The 17,240-nt window shown below is 65.3% G+C and carries 15 protein-coding genes and 1 other RNA gene; 10 read left to right on the top strand and 6 right to left on the bottom strand.

Features of this window, described 5'->3' with window-relative positions; all coding sequences use genetic code 11:
- Window positions 1–7: 7 nt before the first annotated feature.
- The 5 genes from ACZZ0O_RS20710 (at window position 8) to ACZZ0O_RS20690 (ending at window position 6,813) form a co-directional block, all read left to right on the top strand.
- Window positions 8–2,617: a bifunctional aspartate kinase/diaminopimelate decarboxylase gene (locus ACZZ0O_RS20710; RefSeq protein WP_463591729.1), complete on the top strand. Its 2,610-nt coding sequence runs from the start codon at window positions 8–10 to the stop codon at window positions 2,615–2,617.
- Window positions 2,601–3,065: a hypothetical protein gene (locus tag ACZZ0O_RS20705; RefSeq protein WP_055849711.1), complete on the top strand. Its 465-nt coding sequence runs from the start codon at window positions 2,601–2,603 to the stop codon at window positions 3,063–3,065. Before ACZZ0O_RS20710 ends, ACZZ0O_RS20705 begins: the two co-directional genes overlap by 17 nt.
- Window positions 3,062–4,417 carry a UDP-N-acetyl-alpha-D-muramoyl-L-alanyl-L-glutamate epimerase gene (gene murL / locus ACZZ0O_RS20700; RefSeq protein ID WP_463591728.1) on the top strand — a complete coding sequence of 452 codons (1,356 nt, stop codon included), beginning with the start codon at window positions 3,062–3,064 and terminating at the stop codon, window positions 4,415–4,417. The genes ACZZ0O_RS20705 and murL overlap by 4 nt, the downstream gene beginning before the upstream one ends.
- On the top strand, window positions 4,398–5,807 hold the full coding sequence (murD, locus tag ACZZ0O_RS20695; protein ID WP_463591727.1) for a UDP-N-acetylmuramoyl-L-alanine--D-glutamate ligase: 1,410 nt from the start codon (window positions 4,398–4,400) through the stop codon (window positions 5,805–5,807). Before murL ends, murD begins: the two co-directional genes overlap by 20 nt.
- Window positions 5,808–6,012: 205 nt before the next feature.
- Window positions 6,013–6,813, top strand: a complete 801-nt coding sequence (locus ACZZ0O_RS20690) for a dienelactone hydrolase family protein (RefSeq protein WP_316687145.1) — start codon at window positions 6,013–6,015, stop codon at window positions 6,811–6,813.
- 207 nt (window positions 6,814–7,020) lie between these two features.
- Here ACZZ0O_RS20690 and ACZZ0O_RS20685 read toward each other — a convergent pair whose 3' ends face one another.
- Complete coding sequence (locus ACZZ0O_RS20685; RefSeq protein ID WP_115528533.1) at window positions 7,021–8,019, bottom strand: polyprenyl synthetase family protein; 999 nt, start codon at window positions 8,017–8,019, stop codon at window positions 7,021–7,023.
- 275 nt (window positions 8,020–8,294) lie between these two features.
- On the opposite strand from ACZZ0O_RS20685, the gene ACZZ0O_RS20680 reads away from it, so the two are divergent.
- The 5 genes from ACZZ0O_RS20680 to ACZZ0O_RS20660 all read left to right on the top strand — a co-directional run bounded on the left by ACZZ0O_RS20680 (window position 8,295) and on the right by ACZZ0O_RS20660 (window position 13,486).
- Window positions 8,295–8,849 carry a single-stranded DNA-binding protein gene (locus ACZZ0O_RS20680; protein ID WP_463591726.1) on the top strand — a complete coding sequence of 185 codons (555 nt, stop codon included), beginning with the start codon at window positions 8,295–8,297 and terminating at the stop codon, window positions 8,847–8,849.
- A 655-nt stretch (window positions 8,850–9,504) separates the two neighbouring features.
- Entirely contained in the window at window positions 9,505–10,407 is a 903-nt protein-coding gene (locus ACZZ0O_RS20675) for a hydroxypyruvate isomerase family protein (RefSeq protein WP_463591725.1), read from the top strand.
- Window positions 10,408–10,437: 30 nt separating this feature from the next.
- Window positions 10,438–12,123: a GMC oxidoreductase gene (locus tag ACZZ0O_RS20670; protein ID WP_463591724.1), complete on the top strand. Its 1,686-nt coding sequence runs from the start codon at window positions 10,438–10,440 to the stop codon at window positions 12,121–12,123.
- Window positions 12,123–12,698 carry a gluconate 2-dehydrogenase subunit 3 family protein gene (locus ACZZ0O_RS20665; RefSeq protein ID WP_463591723.1) on the top strand — a complete coding sequence of 192 codons (576 nt, stop codon included), beginning with the start codon at window positions 12,123–12,125 and terminating at the stop codon, window positions 12,696–12,698. Before ACZZ0O_RS20670 ends, ACZZ0O_RS20665 begins: the two co-directional genes overlap by 1 nt.
- Window positions 12,699–12,742: 44 nt before the next feature.
- Complete coding sequence (locus ACZZ0O_RS20660; protein ID WP_463592501.1) at window positions 12,743–13,486, top strand: 3-keto-disaccharide hydrolase; 744 nt, start codon at window positions 12,743–12,745, stop codon at window positions 13,484–13,486.
- Window positions 13,487–13,528: 42 nt separating this feature from the next.
- On the opposite strand, the gene ACZZ0O_RS20655 is transcribed toward ACZZ0O_RS20660, so the two are convergent.
- The 5 genes from ACZZ0O_RS20655 to ACZZ0O_RS20635 all read right to left on the bottom strand — a co-directional run bounded on the left by ACZZ0O_RS20655 (window position 13,529) and on the right by ACZZ0O_RS20635 (window position 17,208).
- A non-coding RNA gene (locus tag ACZZ0O_RS20655) (sX9 sRNA) lies at window positions 13,529–13,604 on the bottom strand.
- A gap of 60 nt (window positions 13,605–13,664) precedes the next feature.
- Window positions 13,665–13,961 (bottom strand): c-type cytochrome, encoded by a 297-nt coding sequence (locus ACZZ0O_RS20650; protein WP_193552460.1) that lies wholly within the window; start codon window positions 13,959–13,961, stop codon window positions 13,665–13,667.
- Window positions 13,962–13,979: 18 nt separating this feature from the next.
- Window positions 13,980–14,834 carry a sugar phosphate isomerase/epimerase family protein gene (locus ACZZ0O_RS20645; protein WP_463591722.1) on the bottom strand — a complete coding sequence of 285 codons (855 nt, stop codon included), beginning with the start codon at window positions 14,832–14,834 and terminating at the stop codon, window positions 13,980–13,982.
- Window positions 14,835–14,853: 19 nt separating this feature from the next.
- Window positions 14,854–15,978, bottom strand: coding sequence for a Gfo/Idh/MocA family protein (locus ACZZ0O_RS20640; RefSeq protein WP_463591721.1), 1,125 nt, complete (start codon window positions 15,976–15,978; stop codon window positions 14,854–14,856).
- Between the two features lie 12 nt (window positions 15,979–15,990).
- Window positions 15,991–17,208, bottom strand: a complete 1,218-nt coding sequence (locus ACZZ0O_RS20635; protein ID WP_115554234.1) for a nucleoside permease — start codon at window positions 17,206–17,208, stop codon at window positions 15,991–15,993.
- Between the last annotated feature and the right edge of the window lie 32 nt (window positions 17,209–17,240).

The raw sequence follows: 17,240 nt of genomic DNA, 5'->3' as shown, positions 1-17,240 counted from the left end.
CTACTCCATGTCAGCTCCCCACTCTACCGATCGTTGGATCGTCCTCAAGTTCGGCGGCACCTCGGTGTCGCGTCGTCATCGCTGGGACACGATTGGAAAACTGGCGAGCAAACGGGCGAACGAAACCGGCGGCCGCGTGCTGGTGGTGGTGTCCGCGCTCTCGGGCGTGACCAACGAACTCACCGCCATCGCCGATGGCGCGGCCGATAGCGCGCAGCGCGTGGCCGCGCTGGAACATCGCCACCGCGAGTTTCTGACCGAGCTTGAGCTCGACGCGGATGCGGTCCTCGCCGAGCGGCTGGCCGCCTTGCATGCCCTGGTTGCCGATGCGCGCGCTGCAACGCGCACGCTCGATTGGCAGGCCGAGGTGCTGGGGCAGGGCGAATTGCTGTCTTCCACCATCGGTGCGGCGTATCTGCATGCCAGCGGCCTGGATATGGGCTGGCTGGATGCACGGCAGTGGTTGTCGGCATTGCCGCCGCAGCCCAATCAGAGCGAATGGTCCAAGCGCTTGTCGGTGTCGTGCCAGTGGCAGTCCGATGCGGACTGGCGTGCGCGCTTCGATGCGCAGCCCACGCGCTTACTGATCACCCAAGGGTTCATTTCGCGGCACGCCGATGGCGGTACTGCCATTCTGGGTCGTGGCGGTTCGGATACGTCGGCGGCGTATTTCGGTGCGCTGCTCGGTGCCAGCCGCGTGGAAATCTGGACCGATGTGCCCGGCATGTTCAGCGCCAACCCGAAGGAAGTGCCGGACGCGCGCTTGCTGACCCGTCTGGACTATTACGAAGCGCAGGAAATCGCCACCACCGGCGCCAAGGTGCTGCATCCACGCTCGATCAAGCCGTGCCGCGATTCCGGCGTGCCGATGGCGATCCTGGATACCGAGCGCCCGGAGTTGCCCGGCACCAGCATCGACGGCAACGCCGAACCGGTGTTGGGCGTCAAGGCGATCAGCCGCCGCAACGGCATCGTGCTGGTGTCGATGGAAGGCATCGGCATGTGGCAGCAGGTGGGCTTCTTGGCCGACGTGTTCACCTTGTTCAAGAAGCATGGGTTATCGGTGGACTTGATCGGCTCGGCCGAAACCAACGTCACCGTGTCGCTGGACCCATCCGAGAATCTGGTCAACACCGATGTGCTGGCGGCGTTGTCGGCGGACCTGTCGCAGATCTGCAAGGTCAAGATTATTGTTCCTTGCGCGGCGATCACCCTGGTTGGCCGTGGCATGCGCTCGTTGCTGCACAAACTGTCGGATGTGTGGGCCACGTTCGGGCAGGAACGTGTGCACATGATTTCGCAGTCTTCCAACGACTTGAACCTGACTTTCGTCATCGACGAAGCCGACGCCGACGGCCTGTTGCCGATTTTGCATGCCGAGTTGATCGACAGCGGCGCGATGCCGGTGAGCGAAGGCGAGGTGTTCGGCCCGCGCTGGCGCGAGATCATCGGCTCGGTGCGTCCGCGTCCCACACCGTGGTGGCATGCCGAGCGTGCGCATCTTCTAACGCTGTCCAAGGCCGGCACGCCTCGCTATGCGTATCACCTGCCCACGGTGCGTGCGCGTGCGCATGCGCTGGCGCAGATCGCGGCGGTGGATCAACGCTATTACGCAATCAAGGCCAATGCGCATCCGGCGATTTTGATCGCGTTGGAGCAGGCCGGTTTCGGGCTGGAATGCGTGTCGCACGGCGAATTGCGCCGTGTGTTCCAGACCTTGCCGGAGCTGTCGCCGCGCCGCGTGCTGTTCACCCCGAGCTTTGCGCCCAAGGCCGAATACGAGGCCGCATTTGCATTGGGCGTGACCGTCACCGTGGACAACGTCGAAGCGTTGCGCAACTGGCCGGAGGTATTTCGTGGCCGCAATGTCTGGCTGCGGATCGACCTGGGGCATGGCGATGGCCATCACGAGAAGGTCAACACCGGCGGCAAGGCGTCCAAGTTCGGCCTTTCGTCCAAGCGCGTGGACGAGTTCGTTGAAGTCGCGCGCACGCTGGAAGTCACCATCACCGGTGTGCATGCGCACCTGGGCAGTGGCGTGGAGACCGGCGAGCACTGGCGGATGATGTACGACGAACTGGCCGGCTTCGCGCGCCGCATCGGCACGGTGGAAACCATCGATATCGGCGGCGGTCTGCCGATTCCGTACAGCGCCGAAGACGAGCCGTTCGATCTGGACGTGTGGGCCAAGGGGCTGGCCGAGGTCAAGGCGGTGCATCCGGGCTACCGCCTGGCGATTGAGCCGGGCCGTTATCTGGTGGCCGAAGCCGGCGTGCTGCTGGCCAGCGTCACCCAGGTGATCGAAAAGGATGGCGTGCAGCGCGTAGGGCTGGATGCGGGCATGAACACCTTGATCCGCCCGGCGCTCTACGACGCCTGGCACGACATCGAAAACCTCAGCCGGCTCGATGCCGTGGCCGATGGCGGTTTCGATATCGTCGGCCCGATTTGCGAGTCGTCGGACGTGTTCGGCAAGCGCCGCCGATTGCCGGCTGCCACTGCACCGGGCGATGTGGTGCTGGTGGCCGATGCCGGTGCGTACGGCTATTCGATGGCCAGCACCTACAACCAGCGCGAGTTGCCGCGCGAAGAGGTGATCGATGCGCCCGCTGGCTGAGTTCGTCTTGCTCAGCACCGTGGCCGGCGGCGTGGCGATGGTGTTTTCCACCGCCATCGACATGGCCGGCCAGCGGGTGCAGTGGACCGATAGCCTGAAGTGGGTGCTGCCGGCGCTGGTCGCGGCGGGCGTTGGCGCATGGAGCGCGGCGCTCTGGCAGCGTCGCCGCGACAGGCGAGCGACCGCGTCAGCGCAGCATGCCGGTGGCATGGCATTGCGCACGGTGGTGTTGAGCGCGCTCAGCTATCTGCCGGCGTTGCTGCTGTATCTGCTGGTGGCGTTGGCGGTCACTGGCGATGCGCGGGTCATTGGCTCGCAAGTGCTGCTGCTGTTGTTCGTCATCGGCTGCCTGCCGCTGCTGTGGGCTGCGGTGCCGTTTTCCATGATTGAATATGCCCTGTGCCGACGCTATCTGCGTCGGCAACGGGTTCTTGCAGGTAGTCCATGAGCACTTTCGACAAACACCAGATCTCCACCTTCCGTTTCGTGCGCTGCGCACTCGACGTGCAGACCGGCGTGGCGACGCTGGTGTATGCCTTCGACCAGGGCCCGGAACTGGTGGAAACCGTTGCCGTGCCCGGCGCGCCGTTCGTGCTGGATGGCGCGCGTGCCGCTGCCGTGCAACAGGCCTTGCAGCTGCTGCATCTCATTGCGGGCGTGAGTTACTACAAGGCTGCGGTGCCGCCGACCATCGCCATCGACAGCTACAGCATCGATGCCGACACCGCCGCGCTGGTGGAAAGCGTGTATCTGCACGGCCTGGGCGAATTCGCCTACCGCAATGGCTTGAACCTGCACGGCAAGATCACCTTTCCGGTGGCTGCGCCGGCAACTGCGCAAGCGCCTGCATTGGGCCTGCGCGAGCATGCATTGGTCGCCATCGGTGGCGGCAAGGATTCGCTGGTCAGCATCGAAGCATTACGGCACGCCGGTATCGCGCAGACCGTCAGCTGGATCGGCGGCTCGCAACTGATCCGCGCCTGTGCCGAGCGTACCGGCCTGCCGGTGCTCAACGTCGGCCGCGTGCTGGCGCCGGAGTTGTTCGAGCTCAACCGCCAGGGTGCGTGGAACGGGCATATCCCGGTGACGGCTGTGAATTCCGCCATCCTGGTGTTGTCGGCGCTGCTGACCGGCGTGGATCAGGTGGTGTTCTCCAACGAACGCTCGGCCAGCTACGGTAGCCAGATTCCCGGCACCGGCGAGGTCAATCACCAGTGGTCCAAGGGCTGGGCATTCGAGCAGGCGTTTGGCGCGTATGTGCAGCGGCATGTGGCGGCCGATCTGCGTTACTACTCGTTGCTGCGGCCGCTGTCGGAGCTGGCGGTGGCGCGGCAGTTCGCCAAGACCGATCACTACGACGCGCATTTTTCCAGCTGCAATCGTAACTTCCACATCATGGGCGAGCGCCCGGTGCACCGCTGGTGCGGCGTGTGCCCCAAATGCCATTTCGTGTTCCTGGCGCTGGCACCGTTCATGCCCAAGACGCGTCTGGTCAGGATCTTCGGGCGCAATCTGCTCGACGATGCCAGCCAGGCCGGCGGCTACGATGCGCTGCTGGAATTTCAGGACCACAAGCCATTCGAATGCGTGGGCGAAGGCCGTGAATCGCGTGCGGCGATGGCGCTGCTGGCAACGCGCGCGGAGTGGAAGGAAGACGCGTTGGTGAAGCGTTTCATCCGCGAGATCCAGCCGCAGCTGGATGCGCAGGACCTGCAGCTGGAATCGCTGATGGCCATCGATGGCGAGCACCGCATTCCTTCGGCGCTGTGGGAGCGCGTGCGTGCGAATTTCGCAGCTTGAGGGCAGGGCGGTTGCATTGTGGGGGTGGGGGCGCGAGGGGCGCGCTGCCTATCGCGCGCTGCGCAGTGCATTGCCCACGCAACCGCTGACGGTCTTTTGCAACGCCGAAGAAGCGCGCGAGCTGGATGCATTGGCCGATGCGGCGTTGCAAGTGGAAACCGACGCCAGCGCGCAGGCGCTGGGCCGCTTCGAGGTCGTGGTGAAGTCGCCGGGCATCAGTCCGTATCGCGCCGAAGCACTCACTGCCGCTGCCGCGCACGGCACGCAGTTCATCGGCGGCACCGCGTTGTGGTTTGCCGAACACGCACAGGCCGACGGCGATGTGTCCGGCACCATCTGTGTGACCGGCACCAAGGGCAAGAGCACCACCACCGCATTGCTGGCGCACCTGTTGCGCAGCGCCGGGCATCGCACCGCCCTGGTCGGCAATATCGGCCAACCGTTGCTGGAAGTGCTGGCACCGCAACCGCCGCCGGCGTACTGGGCGATCGAGTTGTCCAGCTACCAGACCGGCGAGGTCGGGCGCAGCGGCGCGCGACCACAACTGGCCGTGGTCTTGAACCTGTTTCCCGAACATCTGGACTGGCACGGCGACGAGGCGCGCTATGTGCGCGACAAGCTGTCGCTGGTGACCGAAGGACGGCCGCGGATCGCCTTGCTCAACGCCGCCGATCCGCTGTTGCGCGGGTTGCAGCTGCCGGACAGCGAAGTGCGCTGGTTCAATCATGCCGATGGCTGGCATCTGCGCGGCGAGGTGGTGTATCGCGGCGAGCAGGCCATCTTCGATACCGCCAACGTGCCGCTGCCTGGCGAGCACAATCGCCGCAATCTGTGCGCGGTGCTGGCCGCAATCGAAGCGTTGGGCCTGGATGCCGCAGCGCTGGCGCCGGCGGCGCTAAGCTTTCGTCCGTTGCCCAATCGTCTGCAGTTGCTCGGCAGCGTGGACGGCATCAGCTATGTCAACGATTCGATCAGCACGACGCCGCATGCCTCGTTGGCCGCGTTGGCCTGTTTTGCGCAGCGGCGCGTCGCCTTGCTGGTCGGCGGTCATGACCGCGGGCTGGATTGGCAGGAGTTTGCCGCGCAGATGGCGCAGCAGGCGCCGCTGGAAATCGTCACCATGGGCGCCAACGGCCCGCGTATCCATGCGCTGCTGGAGCCACTGGCCGTCACCGGCCGTTTTGGGCTGCACGCCGCCACCGATCTGGAACACGCCATGCAACTGGCACGCGATGCGCTGGGTGCGCAGGGCGGTGTGGTGCTGCTGTCGCCGGGCGCGCCCAGCTTCGGTGCCTACCGCGATTACGTTGCACGCGGCCGGCATTTCGCGCAATTGGCCGGATTCGACCCGGCGGCGATCAGTGCCATCCCCGGGCTGGGCGTGCAGTAAGGCCTCTGACTGTCACACCATCGCGCGCGCGATGGCATCGACACATAAGCAGGGCCACGAGAGCGTGCGGACACGCGATCGCCTCGGCGGCGGACACAATCGACATCGGTAGGCGGTCCATCTGCTGGTGGCTGTCTTCCGTGCGCCGCGACCAATTCTGCACGCCGGCTAGGCCTACACTCGCGCAAATCCCGGGAGCAAGCGCATGCACAAGCAATGGTCGTGGAGCGGTGTGGGTCTGGTCGGCGTGCTGGCGTCGTTGGCATTTCCGGCGATGGCCGCGATGCAAGCCAAGCCGCTGGAATGGAAGGTCGGCAAGGACACCTATAGCGGCGTGCTGGTCTACGACGATGCCGGCGATGCCAAGCGCCCCGGCCTGGTGATGGTGCCGAACTGGCGCGGCGTCAACGACTCGGCGGTGGCCAAGGCCAAGCAACTGGCTGGCGACGATTACGTGGTGCTGGTGGCCGATGTGTACGGCAAGGGCAAGCGTCCGGCCAACGACAGCGAGGCCGGGCAGTTCGCCGGGGCGTTGAAGAAGGACCCGCCGACGTTGCGCGCACGCGCGCTGAAAGCGGTCGACGTGCTCAAGGCGCAGGCCGGCAAGGCGCCGCTGGATGCCACGCGCATCGGTGCGGTGGGCTTCTGCTTCGGCGGGACCACGGTGCTGGAACTGGTGCGTGCCGGTGCGCAGCTGGCCGGCGTGGTCAGCCTGCACGGCGGCATCGCCACGCCTAGCCCGGCCGCTGCCGGCTCAGCCAAAACCCCGCTGCTGGTGCTCAATGGCGCCGACGACAAGAGCGTGACCAAGGCGGACATCGCCGCGTTCGAAACCGAGATGAATGCCGCGGGCGCCGACTGGCAGTTCGTCAACTTCAGTGGCGCGGTGCATTGCTTTGCCGAAGCCGATGCCAACAGCCCGCCCGGTTGCCTGTACAACCCGCGCGCGGCCAAGCGTGCGTATCGCATGCTGGGCGACTTCTTCGATGAGCGGTTTGCGCGATAGCCGGAATTGGGGATTGGGGATTCGGGATTTGCAAAGCGCGGTCCCGTTCTTCAGCGAATCCACCCACTGACGTTTGTGCTCAGTGATATCCGCCGATCAATCGTTCGGTGATCGCATGCCGGGGTGCGTAAAAGCGCGAGCAACGCTGCTTTTGCGCATCCCCAACCCCAACTGCCCAATCCCGTCCGGAGCGCCCAGCGCTTCGGATCAGTGCGTGCGTTCGACCGCGTAACGCGCCAAGCCGCGCAATGCGGCCACCGCCGGGCTGGCGGGCAGGGTGTCCAGCGCCTGTTCGGCAGCGGTGGCATATTCGGCGGCGCGCTGACGGCTGTAGTCCAGCCCGCCGGTTGCGTGGATGGCGGCCAACACTTCCGGCATTGCAGCGGCATCGCCTTGTTCGACGATCTGCCGCAGACGTTGCTGCGTGGCCGCGTCCGAGTGCGCCATCGCATGGATCAACGGCAGCGTGGCCTTGCCTTCTGCCAGGTCGTCGCCCAGGTTCTTGCCCAAGTCGCTGGCGTCTGCGGCGTAATCGAGCACGTCGTCGGCAATCTGGAATGCAAAACCCAGCTGCATGCCGTAGTCGTACAGGCGCTGCTGTACATCGGCATCTGCGCCCGAAGCCAGCGCACCCAGACGGGTACCGGCGGCGAACAGCACTGCGGTCTTGCGCTCGATCACGCGCAGGTAGGCGGCTTCGTCGGTGTCGGGGTTATGCACGTGCAACAGCTGCAGCACTTCGCCTTCGGCGATACGGTTGGTGGTATCGGCCAGGATCTGCATGACTTCCATGCGGTCCAGCTCGACCATCAACTGGAAGCTGCGCGAATACAGGAAGTCGCCCACCAGCACGCTGGGTGCATTGCCCCACAAGGCGTTGGCGGTGCTGCGACCGCGGCGCAGATCCGACTCGTCCACCACGTCGTCGTGCAGCAAGGTGGATGTGTGGATGAATTCGATGATCGCCGCCAGCTGGTGGTGCTCCGGGCCGGAGCCGCCGGCGGCGTGGCCGGCCAGCATCACCAGCATCGGGCGCAGGCGTTTGCCGCCGGCGGAGATGATGTGATCGGCGATCTGATTGATCAGCACGACGTCCGAGGCCAGGCGGCGACGGATCAGCGCATCCACCGCAGCCATGTCGGGCGCGGCGAGGGACTGGATCTGGGGCAGGCCCAGGACGGTGGGGAGGTCTTCGGCGATGGTCATGCGCAGGCGTTCGTGATGTGCGCCGATTATAGGTGCCCCGGCCGGATCCGTCCCGCCGGGCGCAACCGGCGCCTTCACATTCGCGGTGGCGTGCGGCCGGGATTGGGGCCGCAAAGGCCCGCGCGGGCTGGATTTCCGACCCCGGGCAGGGCGCTTGCCCGGCAGCCGGGCGCGGCAACCCGCCAGGACCGCTGACGGGCAGGTGCGGTAACATTGCCGCACAGACATTCATCGCTGCGCGCCCCCGGCGCCAGCACATCATCTCGGAAGCACCTATGGCCCGCGGCATCAACAAAGTCATCCTCGTCGGCAACCTCGGCAACGATCCCGACACCAAGTACACCCAGGCCGGCATGGCGATCACCCGCGTGAGCCTGGCGACCACCAGCATGCGCAAGGATCGCGAAGGCAATAACCAGGAGCGCACCGAGTGGCATCGCGTGGTGTTCTTTGGAAAGCTGGGCGAAATTGCCGGTGAGTACCTGCGCAAGGGCTCGCAGGTGTATGTCGAAGGCGAACTGCGCTACGACAAGTACACCGGTCAGGACGGCGTGGAAAAGTACAGCACCGACATCGTCGCCAACGAGATGCAGATGCTTGGCGGCCGTGGTGAAGGCGGCGGTGGCGGGGGTGGCATGGGCGGCGATCGCCCGCAGCGCACACAGGCCCCGCGCCCGCAGCAGGGCGGTGGCGGCGGTGGACAAGGTGGCGGCTACGGTGGTGGCGATGGCGGCGGCGGGCAGGACTATGCCCCGCGTCGTCAGCAGCCGGCCCAGAAGCAGTCGGCGCCGCCGATGGACGATTTTGCGGACGACGATATTCCGTTCTAAGGAATATCTTTTTAAAGATGTGAACAAGGGCCCTTGGCGCATTTGCCAAGGGCCTTTTTTGTTGTTACCGGTCTCCAACAAGGTCCGATGACTCGTCTTTGATATGCACAGGGTTTTCTAGACAGTTCATGGCCATGGAAAATGGCTGATTCGGAGGTTCCATGCGCCGCCCGAACTGTTCCAGGTGCAGCTGACCTCGTCGCCGCTGCGGTAGTCCTCTGTGCAGTAGTCGCTGGTCCTCATGGCGGCCCGGGCGTCTCTTGGGGAATCGCACCGAAAACTCCAGCAGGTCGGCTCAATTCTCGCTTCGTGGGTGAGGCAGTGTCCGCTGAGAGAGGCAGGATGACCGAACGCGAAACGCGTCGCTGAAGCGATGCTTGGCGTTAACAAGTTGCCCGCTTGCGCGCGGCGTTGTTGACACAAAAACTCCGGTCGGCATCGACTGGATGGACTGGGATCGTCTAGCAGTCCACCTCCTGCGACGTCCGACATTCCATCACCGTCATGCAGCGCCTGGCGCGACAGGCGTTTTGCTCCGCAGCATGGGTTTCGTGCACTGCGTCTTGCAAAAAAGCGATTCCCTACTTTATGGTGCAATCGATTGAATCGCGGCGAATCCTTAGCATTTGATACCGGTTGGGAGGCCGGAAAACGGATGTCTATCCAATCGAGCGGGCCGGCGCCGGCCCCGGGGTTCACGCGACGGGATGCGCTTCGCGTTGCTGTCGCCGGGAGTGTTGGCCTCGGCGTTGCGGGCATGTTGCCTGCGTTTGCCGCCGCCACTGCAGAGCCGCGCAAGGGCCACCTGAAGCATTCCGTGGCCCGCTGGACGTTTCCGCAGCAGTCGATCGCCCAGCTTTGCCAGACGGTGAAGGGCATCGGGTTCGCCGCCATCGATCTGGTCGGCCCGGCGGATTGGCCTGCGCTGAAGGCCAATGGCGTTTACAGCTCGATGTGCAACGGCGCGGAGATGGGCCTGGACAAGGGCTTCGCCGGCAGCCAGTTCCACGACCAGCTGGTCGAGCGCTACACGCGGCACATCGATCTGGTGGCCGATGCCGGCTATCGCAACCTCATCTGTTTTTCCGGCAACCGCAACGGTATGGATCCCAAGGAAGGCATGGTCCACGCCGAAGCCGGACTCAAGCGCATCCTCGGACATGCCGAGAAGCGCGGCGTCGTGCTGGTGATGGAACTGCTGAACTCCAAGGTCGATCATCCCGACTACCTGTGCGACAACTCGGCATGGGGCGTCGAGCTGTGCCGGCGCATCGGCTCGGATCATTTCGGCCTTCTGTACGACATCTACCATATGCAAATCATGGAGGGCGACATTATCGCCACCATCGGCAAGCATCACGCTTTCTTCAAGCACTACCACACCGCGGGCGTGCCTGGCCGGCACGAGATCGGAGACGATCAGGAACTCCACTATCCCGCCATCTGTCGCGCAATCCGCGATACCGGTTTCGACGGCTATCTGGCGCAGGAATTCATTCCTACGGCGCCGGATCCCGTCGGCTCGCTGCGCGAGGCGATCCGCCTCTGCGACGTCTGAAACGCTATCCACCCAGGTGAAGTAGAACCCATGGCAGACAATCACTACGACGCCATCGTCGTTGGCTCGGGAATCAGTGGCGGTTGGGCGGCGAAGGAGCTGACCGAGAAAGGCCTCAAGGTCCTGATGCTGGAACGCGGACGCAACATCGAGCACGTCAAGGACTATGTCAACGCGATGAAGGAAGTGTGGGATTTCCCGCACTACAACCGGCCGACCCAGGCGATGAAGGCCGACTATCCGGTGTTGAAGCGCGACTACGGCTTGGTCGAAAACCTGCAGGGCATGTGGGCGAACGAACAGGAATCGCCCTACACCGAACTCAAGCGATTCGACTGGTACCGCGCCTATCACGTGGGTGGTCGCTCGCTGTTGTGGGGACGGCAGAGCTATCGCCTGTCGGACCTGGATTTCCAGGCGAATCTCAAGGACGGCATCGCCACCGATTGGCCGATCCGCTACGCCGACCTCGCGCCCTGGTACGACTACGTGGAGAAGTTCGCCGGCATCGCCGGCACGCGCGAGGGCCTGGACGTGTTGCCCGATGGTGAGTTCCTGCCGCCGATCCCGTTGAATATCGTCGAAAAGGACGTGGCCGCGCGGATCAAGAAGGCCTTCGGTGGGACCAGGCACCTGATTCACTCGCGCACCGCGAACATCACCCAGCCCATGGTCGAGCAGGGCCGCGTCAACTGTCAGTACCGCAACAAGTGCATCCTGGGCTGTCCCTTCGGCGCCTACTTCTCGACCCAGTCGGCGACGCTGCCGGCGGCCATGAAGACCGGCAACCTGACCTTGCGGCCCTTCTCGATCGTCAAGGAAGTGCTCTACGACAAGGACCGCAAGCGCGCGCGGGGCGTGGAGATCATCGATGCCGAGAGCGGACAGACCTATCAGTACACGGCCAAGGTCATTTTCCTTAATGCGTCCTCCTTCAACTCGAGCTGGCTGCTGATGAACTCGGCCACCGATGTCTGGGAAGGCGGGCTGGGTTCTTCGTCCGGCGAGCTGGGGCACAACGTGATGGACCACCATTTCGGCGCGGGCGCCTCCGGCCGGATCGAGGGCTACGAGGACAAGTACTACTTCGGCCGTCGTCCCTGCGGTTTCTACATTCCGCGTTTCCGTAACGTTGCCGCGGACAGGCGCGGCTACCTGCGCGGGTTCGGCTATCAGGGCAGCGCTAGCCGCACCGGGTGGTCGCGCGAGATCGCCGAACTGAACATCGGCGCTGACCTGAAGGACGCGCTGACCCTGCCGGGCAAATGGCGCATCGGCATGACCGGATTCGGCGAAATGCTTCCTCACCACGACAATGCGATTCGCCTGGACCCGCAGCGCAAGGACAAATGGGGATTGCCGGTGCTGGCGATGGATGTGTCCCTGCGCGCGAACGAAAAGGCCATGCGCAAGGACATGGCCGCGGATGCCGCGGAGATGCTGGAGGCCGCCGGCGTCAAGGACGTGCAGATGCACGATGACGACTACGCCCCGGGCAAGGGCATCCATGAGATGGGCACCGCCCGCATGGGCCGCGACCGCAGCAACTCGGTGCTGAACCAGCACAACCAGGTCTGGGACGCGCCGAACGTCTACGTGACCGATGGCGCCTGCATGACGTCCAGCGCCTGCGTGAATCCCTCGCTGACCTACATGGCGCTGACGGCGCGGGCGGCCGATCACGCCGTGCGCGAGCTGAAAGCGGGGAACCTGTGATGGAACGTCGCGAACTGCTGAAGATGATCGTCGCCGCCACGGGCGCGGCCATGGTCGGCCTGCCTGCGCTCGTGCAGGGACAGGCGTCGGCCGCGGGGGCGAAGACGCTCTTCTCCACCGCCGAGGTCGGCATGCTGGACGAGATCGCAGAGACCATCCTGCCGCGGACCGCAACGCCGGGGGCGAAGGACGCCGGTGCTGGCCCGTTCATGGCGCAATTCGTTACCGACTGCTATGCCGCCCGGGAGCAGGCGACATTCCGCGCCGGGCTGATCGAGATCGATAAACGCGCCGGCGGCCGATTCGTGTCGCTGGCGCCGCAGGCGCGCACCGAGCTGCTGCGTACCCTGGATGCAGAAGCCAGGAAACATGTCGTCGAAACGACCGATACCGGCACCGCCGAAATGGCGGGAGCGATTCCGCATTACTTCACCATGATCAAGCAGCTAGCCATCTTCAGCTTCTTCACCTCGAAGGTCGCGGCGACCGAAGTGCTGCGCTACGTCGCCGTGCCGGGTCGCTACGACGGCGACATGGCCTATACCCCCGGTACGCCCGCTTGGGCGATCAACTGATGGACCGCAAGGATGTGCCGATGCGCCACTTCCCCGGGAACACGATGACCAGGCCCCTGCTGATGCTGGCCTGCCTGCTGGTCGCAGCGCCTGCGTTAGCGCAGACCAGCGGCGACCCGTCGCGCGATCCGGCCAAGACCGAGGTGTGGACGCCCGTACCTGCGATCGTGGCCACGCGCGCTGGCGGCGCGCCCTCCGATGCGATCGTGCTGTTTGATGGCAAAGATCTCTCCGCTTGGGAGTCGGAGCAGGGCGGTCGGGTACCGTGGAGCGTTGCCGACGGCGCGCTGACCGTGGTCCCGGGGAGCAAGGGCATCCGGACCAAGCAGCGCTTTTGCGACATCCAGCTGCATGTCGAGTGGCGCACGCCCACCGCGACCCAGGGTTTCGAAGGCCAGCAGCGGGGGAACAGCGGCATCTTCCTGCAGGAACTGTATGAGCTGCAGGTGCTCGACAGCGACAACAACCCGACCTATGCCAACGGCCAGGCCGGCGCGATCTACAAGCAGGCCATTCCGCTGGTAAACGCATCGCGTGCGCCGGGCGAGTGGCAGGCCTACGACATCATCTGGAAGGCGCCCCGCTTCTCGCCGGGGGGCGGGCTCACCTCACCGGCCCGCATCACCGTCCTCCATAACGGCGTGCTGGTGCAGAACGACACCGTCCTGTCGGGCAAGACCGAGTACATCGGCGCCCCGTCGTACTCGCCACACGCGTGCGCGCCGATCTTCCTGCAGGAGCACGATTCCAAGGTCAGCTACCGCAATATCTGGGTGCGCGAGCTGTAACGCCGCAACGCCGGTGCGCAGTTGGCGCCGGTCGCTGAGAGCGGCTAACAACATGTGGCGAGCAGTCGTCAGGTGGGCGTGGGCGGCGCGCAGCAACCGCTGCGTACGAGTGGTACATGCCGTACCGCGCACCGGCCGCGCCCGCCTGGCGGCTGCGCAGTCGTTTTGTGAGTTGCTCTTATTGCGCCAGGAAGCTGGCGATATCGTCGACTTCCTGTTGCGACAGCTGCGAAAAGGGCGGCATCAACCCGCCGCCCTTGCTGATTTTTTCCTTGATCTGCGCGGGCGGCAGCCGCTTGCCCACGTCAGTAAGCGCGGGGAACGTAGGTGGGACGCCCGCGCGATTGGCACCATGGCAGGCCGTGCAGTGCGTTGCGTAGAGCTGCGCGCCGGCCGTCGGGTCGTCCTTGCACCACGCCGTGGTCGCAAGCGTCGCCCCCAGCAGAACCACGGCGATTGTCAGGATCGTTTTCAAGCGAGGCTCCTTAGCGCGCTAGCGATGCGCGCCGGCGGGCAGGTGTTCACGCAGGTAGTCAGCACCGGTCTGGATGACCGTGGCCGGATCGCGCGGACGGTCGTGCTCGATGATGTACCAGCGCGCGCCGGCACCCGCTGCGGCAGGCAGGATCGCATTCCAGTCCAGCACGCCCTGGCCGACGGAGGCGAAGCCGCCCTCGTCCTCGGCCTGGCCTTTCGGGGCATTGTCCTTGGCATGTACCGCGAACATGCGGCCCTTGAACTTGCCCAGCATCACCGCCGGGTCGTAGCCTGCGCGCGCAACCCAGGCCAGGTCCAACTCGGTCTTGAGATCGGGGCCCGCCGCTGCGAACAGCAGTTCCAGACCGGTCTTGCCATTGAAGTCGACCAGTTCGAAGTCGTGGTTGTGGTAGGCCAGGTGCATGCCCTTGGCACGCAGCCGCTTCGCGATTTGGCCTAGTTCCTTGCCCAATGCTGTCCAGCCTGCGGCATCGGTCGGCCGATCCTTCTCGTCCAGGTAAGGCACCACCAGTGTCGTGTTGCCGATCGACCGGTTGAAGGCCACCACGGCGTCCAGGTTCTTGCGCAGTTCGGCCAGTTGCACGTGCGACGAGATCGCCTTGATCGAATACTTGTCCAGCAGCTGCTTGAGTTGCGCAGCGCCGACGTTGTGCATGCCGACCGTTTCCACCGCGCCCACGCCCGCGTCATGGACGATCTTCAGCTGTTGGTCGAGCGAGCCGGCGTTGCGCAGCGTGTACATCTGCACTGCGATGGGTTTTTGCGGGCCGGCGGCGTCGCGTGCGAAGGCGGGCAGGGCGACGAGGAGCAGCAGTGCGAGTGTCGCGGTCCTGCATAGGGCTGTACGCATGAAGAAGTCCTCCCGGGATTCAATCGATGGCCGTCCAGGCGCGCGTCCTGGCCGATGTGATGACGCGATCGACGATCAACGCCGAGCGCACTCCGTCTTCGAAGGTAGGCAGGCCTTCCGGCCGCTCCCCTTCGATGGCGCGATAGGTATCGGCGACAAACGCCTCGAAGCAATTGCCATAGCCTTGCGCATGCCCGGCCGGCAACGTCGACAGCCGGCGTTGTTCGGCACTGCCGGCACCCGGCCCGCGCACGAAGATTTCCTCGCGCTGGTCGGGCAGGCCGATCCACAGCCGTTCGGCGTCCTCCTGGTCGAACGCCACGCTGGCCCTGGCGCCATCGATCTCGAACCAGAGACGATTGCGGCGTCCGGCCGAGACCTGGCTGACCGTCAATGACGCCAGCGTGCCCGCGCCGGTTCTGAACATCGCTGCGGCCACGTCCTCGCTCGCGACCGCCTGCACCGCACCGCCCGCCGTCGGCGTGCTGAAGCTCTGCCCGGTGAGGGCGCCGCGCTCGGCGATGACGGTCGCGAAGGCAGCGCTGACCTCGACAAAACGCTCGCCACCGACCCATTCCACCAGGTCGCACCAGTGCGAGCCGATGTCGGCGAACACGCGCGATGCGCCGCCCAGCGCCGGGTCCACGCGCCAGTTGTTGCTGGCAGGGTCCAATAGCCAGTCCTGCAGATAGCTGCCGTGGATCAGGCGCAGCGGCCCAAGCTCGCCCTGCGCGATGCGCGCGCGCGCCTCGCGGATCACCGGGTGATAGCGGTAGACGAAGGGGACCGTGGCAACCAGCCCGGTCGAGGCGGCCAGTGCAACCAATGCTTGGGCGTCTTGCAACGTGGTGGCCAGGGGTTTTTCGCAGATCACGTGCTTGCCGGCTTGCAGCGCCGCCTGCGCCATGGCACGGTGCAGATGGTTGGGTGTGCAGACGTGCACCACCTGCACCTGCGGATCGGCGACCACCTCCTCGATGTCGCGATAGGCGCGCGGCACTCCCCATGACTGCGCCACGTCGCGTGCGCGTTGCGGGGAAGAGGCGGCGATGCCGCGGACCTCGGCACCGGCCAGCAGCGCCGCGCGACGATGCACGGCGCCGATCATGCCGGTGCCGACGATGGCGATTCCAAGCTTGCTCATCGGGTGGGGTTCTCAGGGCGTGGAGGGCGTGGCCGCGACGACCGGGCGGTCGCGGAAGAGCAACAGGAAGGCGATCAACACGACCAACGCCACGCCTGCCGGGAACAGCCAGATCTGCTGCCAGTCCGGGCCCGCCGCCGTGGTGTAGTGCTCCACGACAGCGCCGGACAGGAACGTGCCGATCAACATGCCCACGCCGTACGTGGCCAGGGTGATGAACCCCTGCGCGCTGCTGCGCGCGGCGGGGCCGGCATGCGCATCGGTGTAGATCTGGCCGGTGACGAAGAAGAAGTCGTAGCAGATGCCGTGCAGCAGGATGCCGATCACCAGCAAGGAGAAACCGCCGCCCGCATCGCCAAAGGCGAACATCACGTAGCGCAGCACCCACGCCGCCATGCCCAGCGCGAGCATCGTCTTGACCCCCAACCGCACGAACAGGAACGGCATGGCCAGCATCAACAGCACTTCGGACACCTGACCCAGCGATTGCAGGCCGGCCGCGCCGCGCACGCCCAGATCGTTGAGATACGGGTTGGTGAAGTTGTAGTAGAACGCCAGCGGGATGCAGATGGCGATGGATGCCAGGAAGAACACCAAATAGGAGCGCGACTTCAGAAGCCGCAGCGAGTCCAGTCCCAGCATCTGTCCCAGCCCGGCGTCGCGCTGTTGCGCCAGCGGCGGCGTGTGCGGCAGGGTGAAGGCATACAGGCCCAGGGCCAGCGATGCCATCGCCGCCATCCGGAAGGTCAGTTCGAGCCGGTGCGCCTGTTCCCAGCCCAGCCAGCCGATCATCACGCCCGCCACGATCCAGCCGACGCTGCCAGCGACGCGCACGGGCGGGAACTGTTTTTCAGGCGATTGCATGTGCCGCATCGCCACGCTGTTGGCCAGTGCCAGCGTCGGCATGAACAGCAGCATGTAACCCATGACGCAGGCGGAGAACATGCCGAAGCTCGTCGCCGTGGATGCCAGCCACATGAGCGCCGCACCTGCCAGGTGCAGCACCGCGAGGATGCGCTGCGCCGCGAAGTAGCGATCTGCGACCAAGCCGACCAGGAAGGGCGCCAAGATGGCGCCGATGGACTGGCTGAGAAACGCCGTTGCCACCTGGCTCGCGCTGGCCTTGAGGGGGCCCTGCACCAGGTACGTGCCCAGGGTCACGAACCACGCTCCCCAGATGAAGAACTGCAGAAACATCATCGCGCCCAAGCGCGGCATGGTGTGCCTCATGGCTTGCCCTCCCAGGCGGTATTGGCTTAGAG

The organism is Xanthomonas sp. AC360 (assembly GCF_979258225.1).
This window is presented reverse-complemented; position numbering and strand designations above follow the sequence as displayed.

Coding starts and splice junctions, on each gene's coding strand:
- ACZZ0O_RS20640 (WP_463591721.1), bottom strand. CDS start 15,978: ATGAGCAAGCTTGGAATCGCCATCGTCGGCACCGGCATGATCGGCGCC.
- ACZZ0O_RS20680 (WP_463591726.1), top strand. CDS start 8,295: ATGGCCCGCGGCATCAACAAAGTCATCCTCGTCGGCAACCTCGGCAAC.
- ACZZ0O_RS20660 (WP_463592501.1), top strand. CDS start 12,743: ATGACCAGGCCCCTGCTGATGCTGGCCTGCCTGCTGGTCGCAGCGCCT.
- ACZZ0O_RS20635 (WP_115554234.1), bottom strand. CDS start 17,208: ATGAGGCACACCATGCCGCGCTTGGGCGCGATGATGTTTCTGCAGTTC.
- ACZZ0O_RS20675 (WP_463591725.1), top strand. CDS start 9,505: ATGTCTATCCAATCGAGCGGGCCGGCGCCGGCCCCGGGGTTCACGCGA.
- ACZZ0O_RS20645 (WP_463591722.1), bottom strand. CDS start 14,834: ATGCGTACAGCCCTATGCAGGACCGCGACACTCGCACTGCTGCTCCTC.
- ACZZ0O_RS20665 (WP_463591723.1), top strand. CDS start 12,123: ATGGAACGTCGCGAACTGCTGAAGATGATCGTCGCCGCCACGGGCGCG.
- ACZZ0O_RS20710 (WP_463591729.1), top strand. CDS start 8: ATGTCAGCTCCCCACTCTACCGATCGTTGGATCGTCCTCAAGTTCGGC.
- ACZZ0O_RS20705 (WP_055849711.1), top strand. CDS start 2,601: ATGCGCCCGCTGGCTGAGTTCGTCTTGCTCAGCACCGTGGCCGGCGGC.
- ACZZ0O_RS20670 (WP_463591724.1), top strand. CDS start 10,438: ATGGCAGACAATCACTACGACGCCATCGTCGTTGGCTCGGGAATCAGT.
- murL (WP_463591728.1), top strand. CDS start 3,062: ATGAGCACTTTCGACAAACACCAGATCTCCACCTTCCGTTTCGTGCGC.
- ACZZ0O_RS20685 (WP_115528533.1), bottom strand. CDS start 8,019: ATGACCATCGCCGAAGACCTCCCCACCGTCCTGGGCCTGCCCCAGATC.
- ACZZ0O_RS20690 (WP_316687145.1), top strand. CDS start 6,013: ATGCACAAGCAATGGTCGTGGAGCGGTGTGGGTCTGGTCGGCGTGCTG.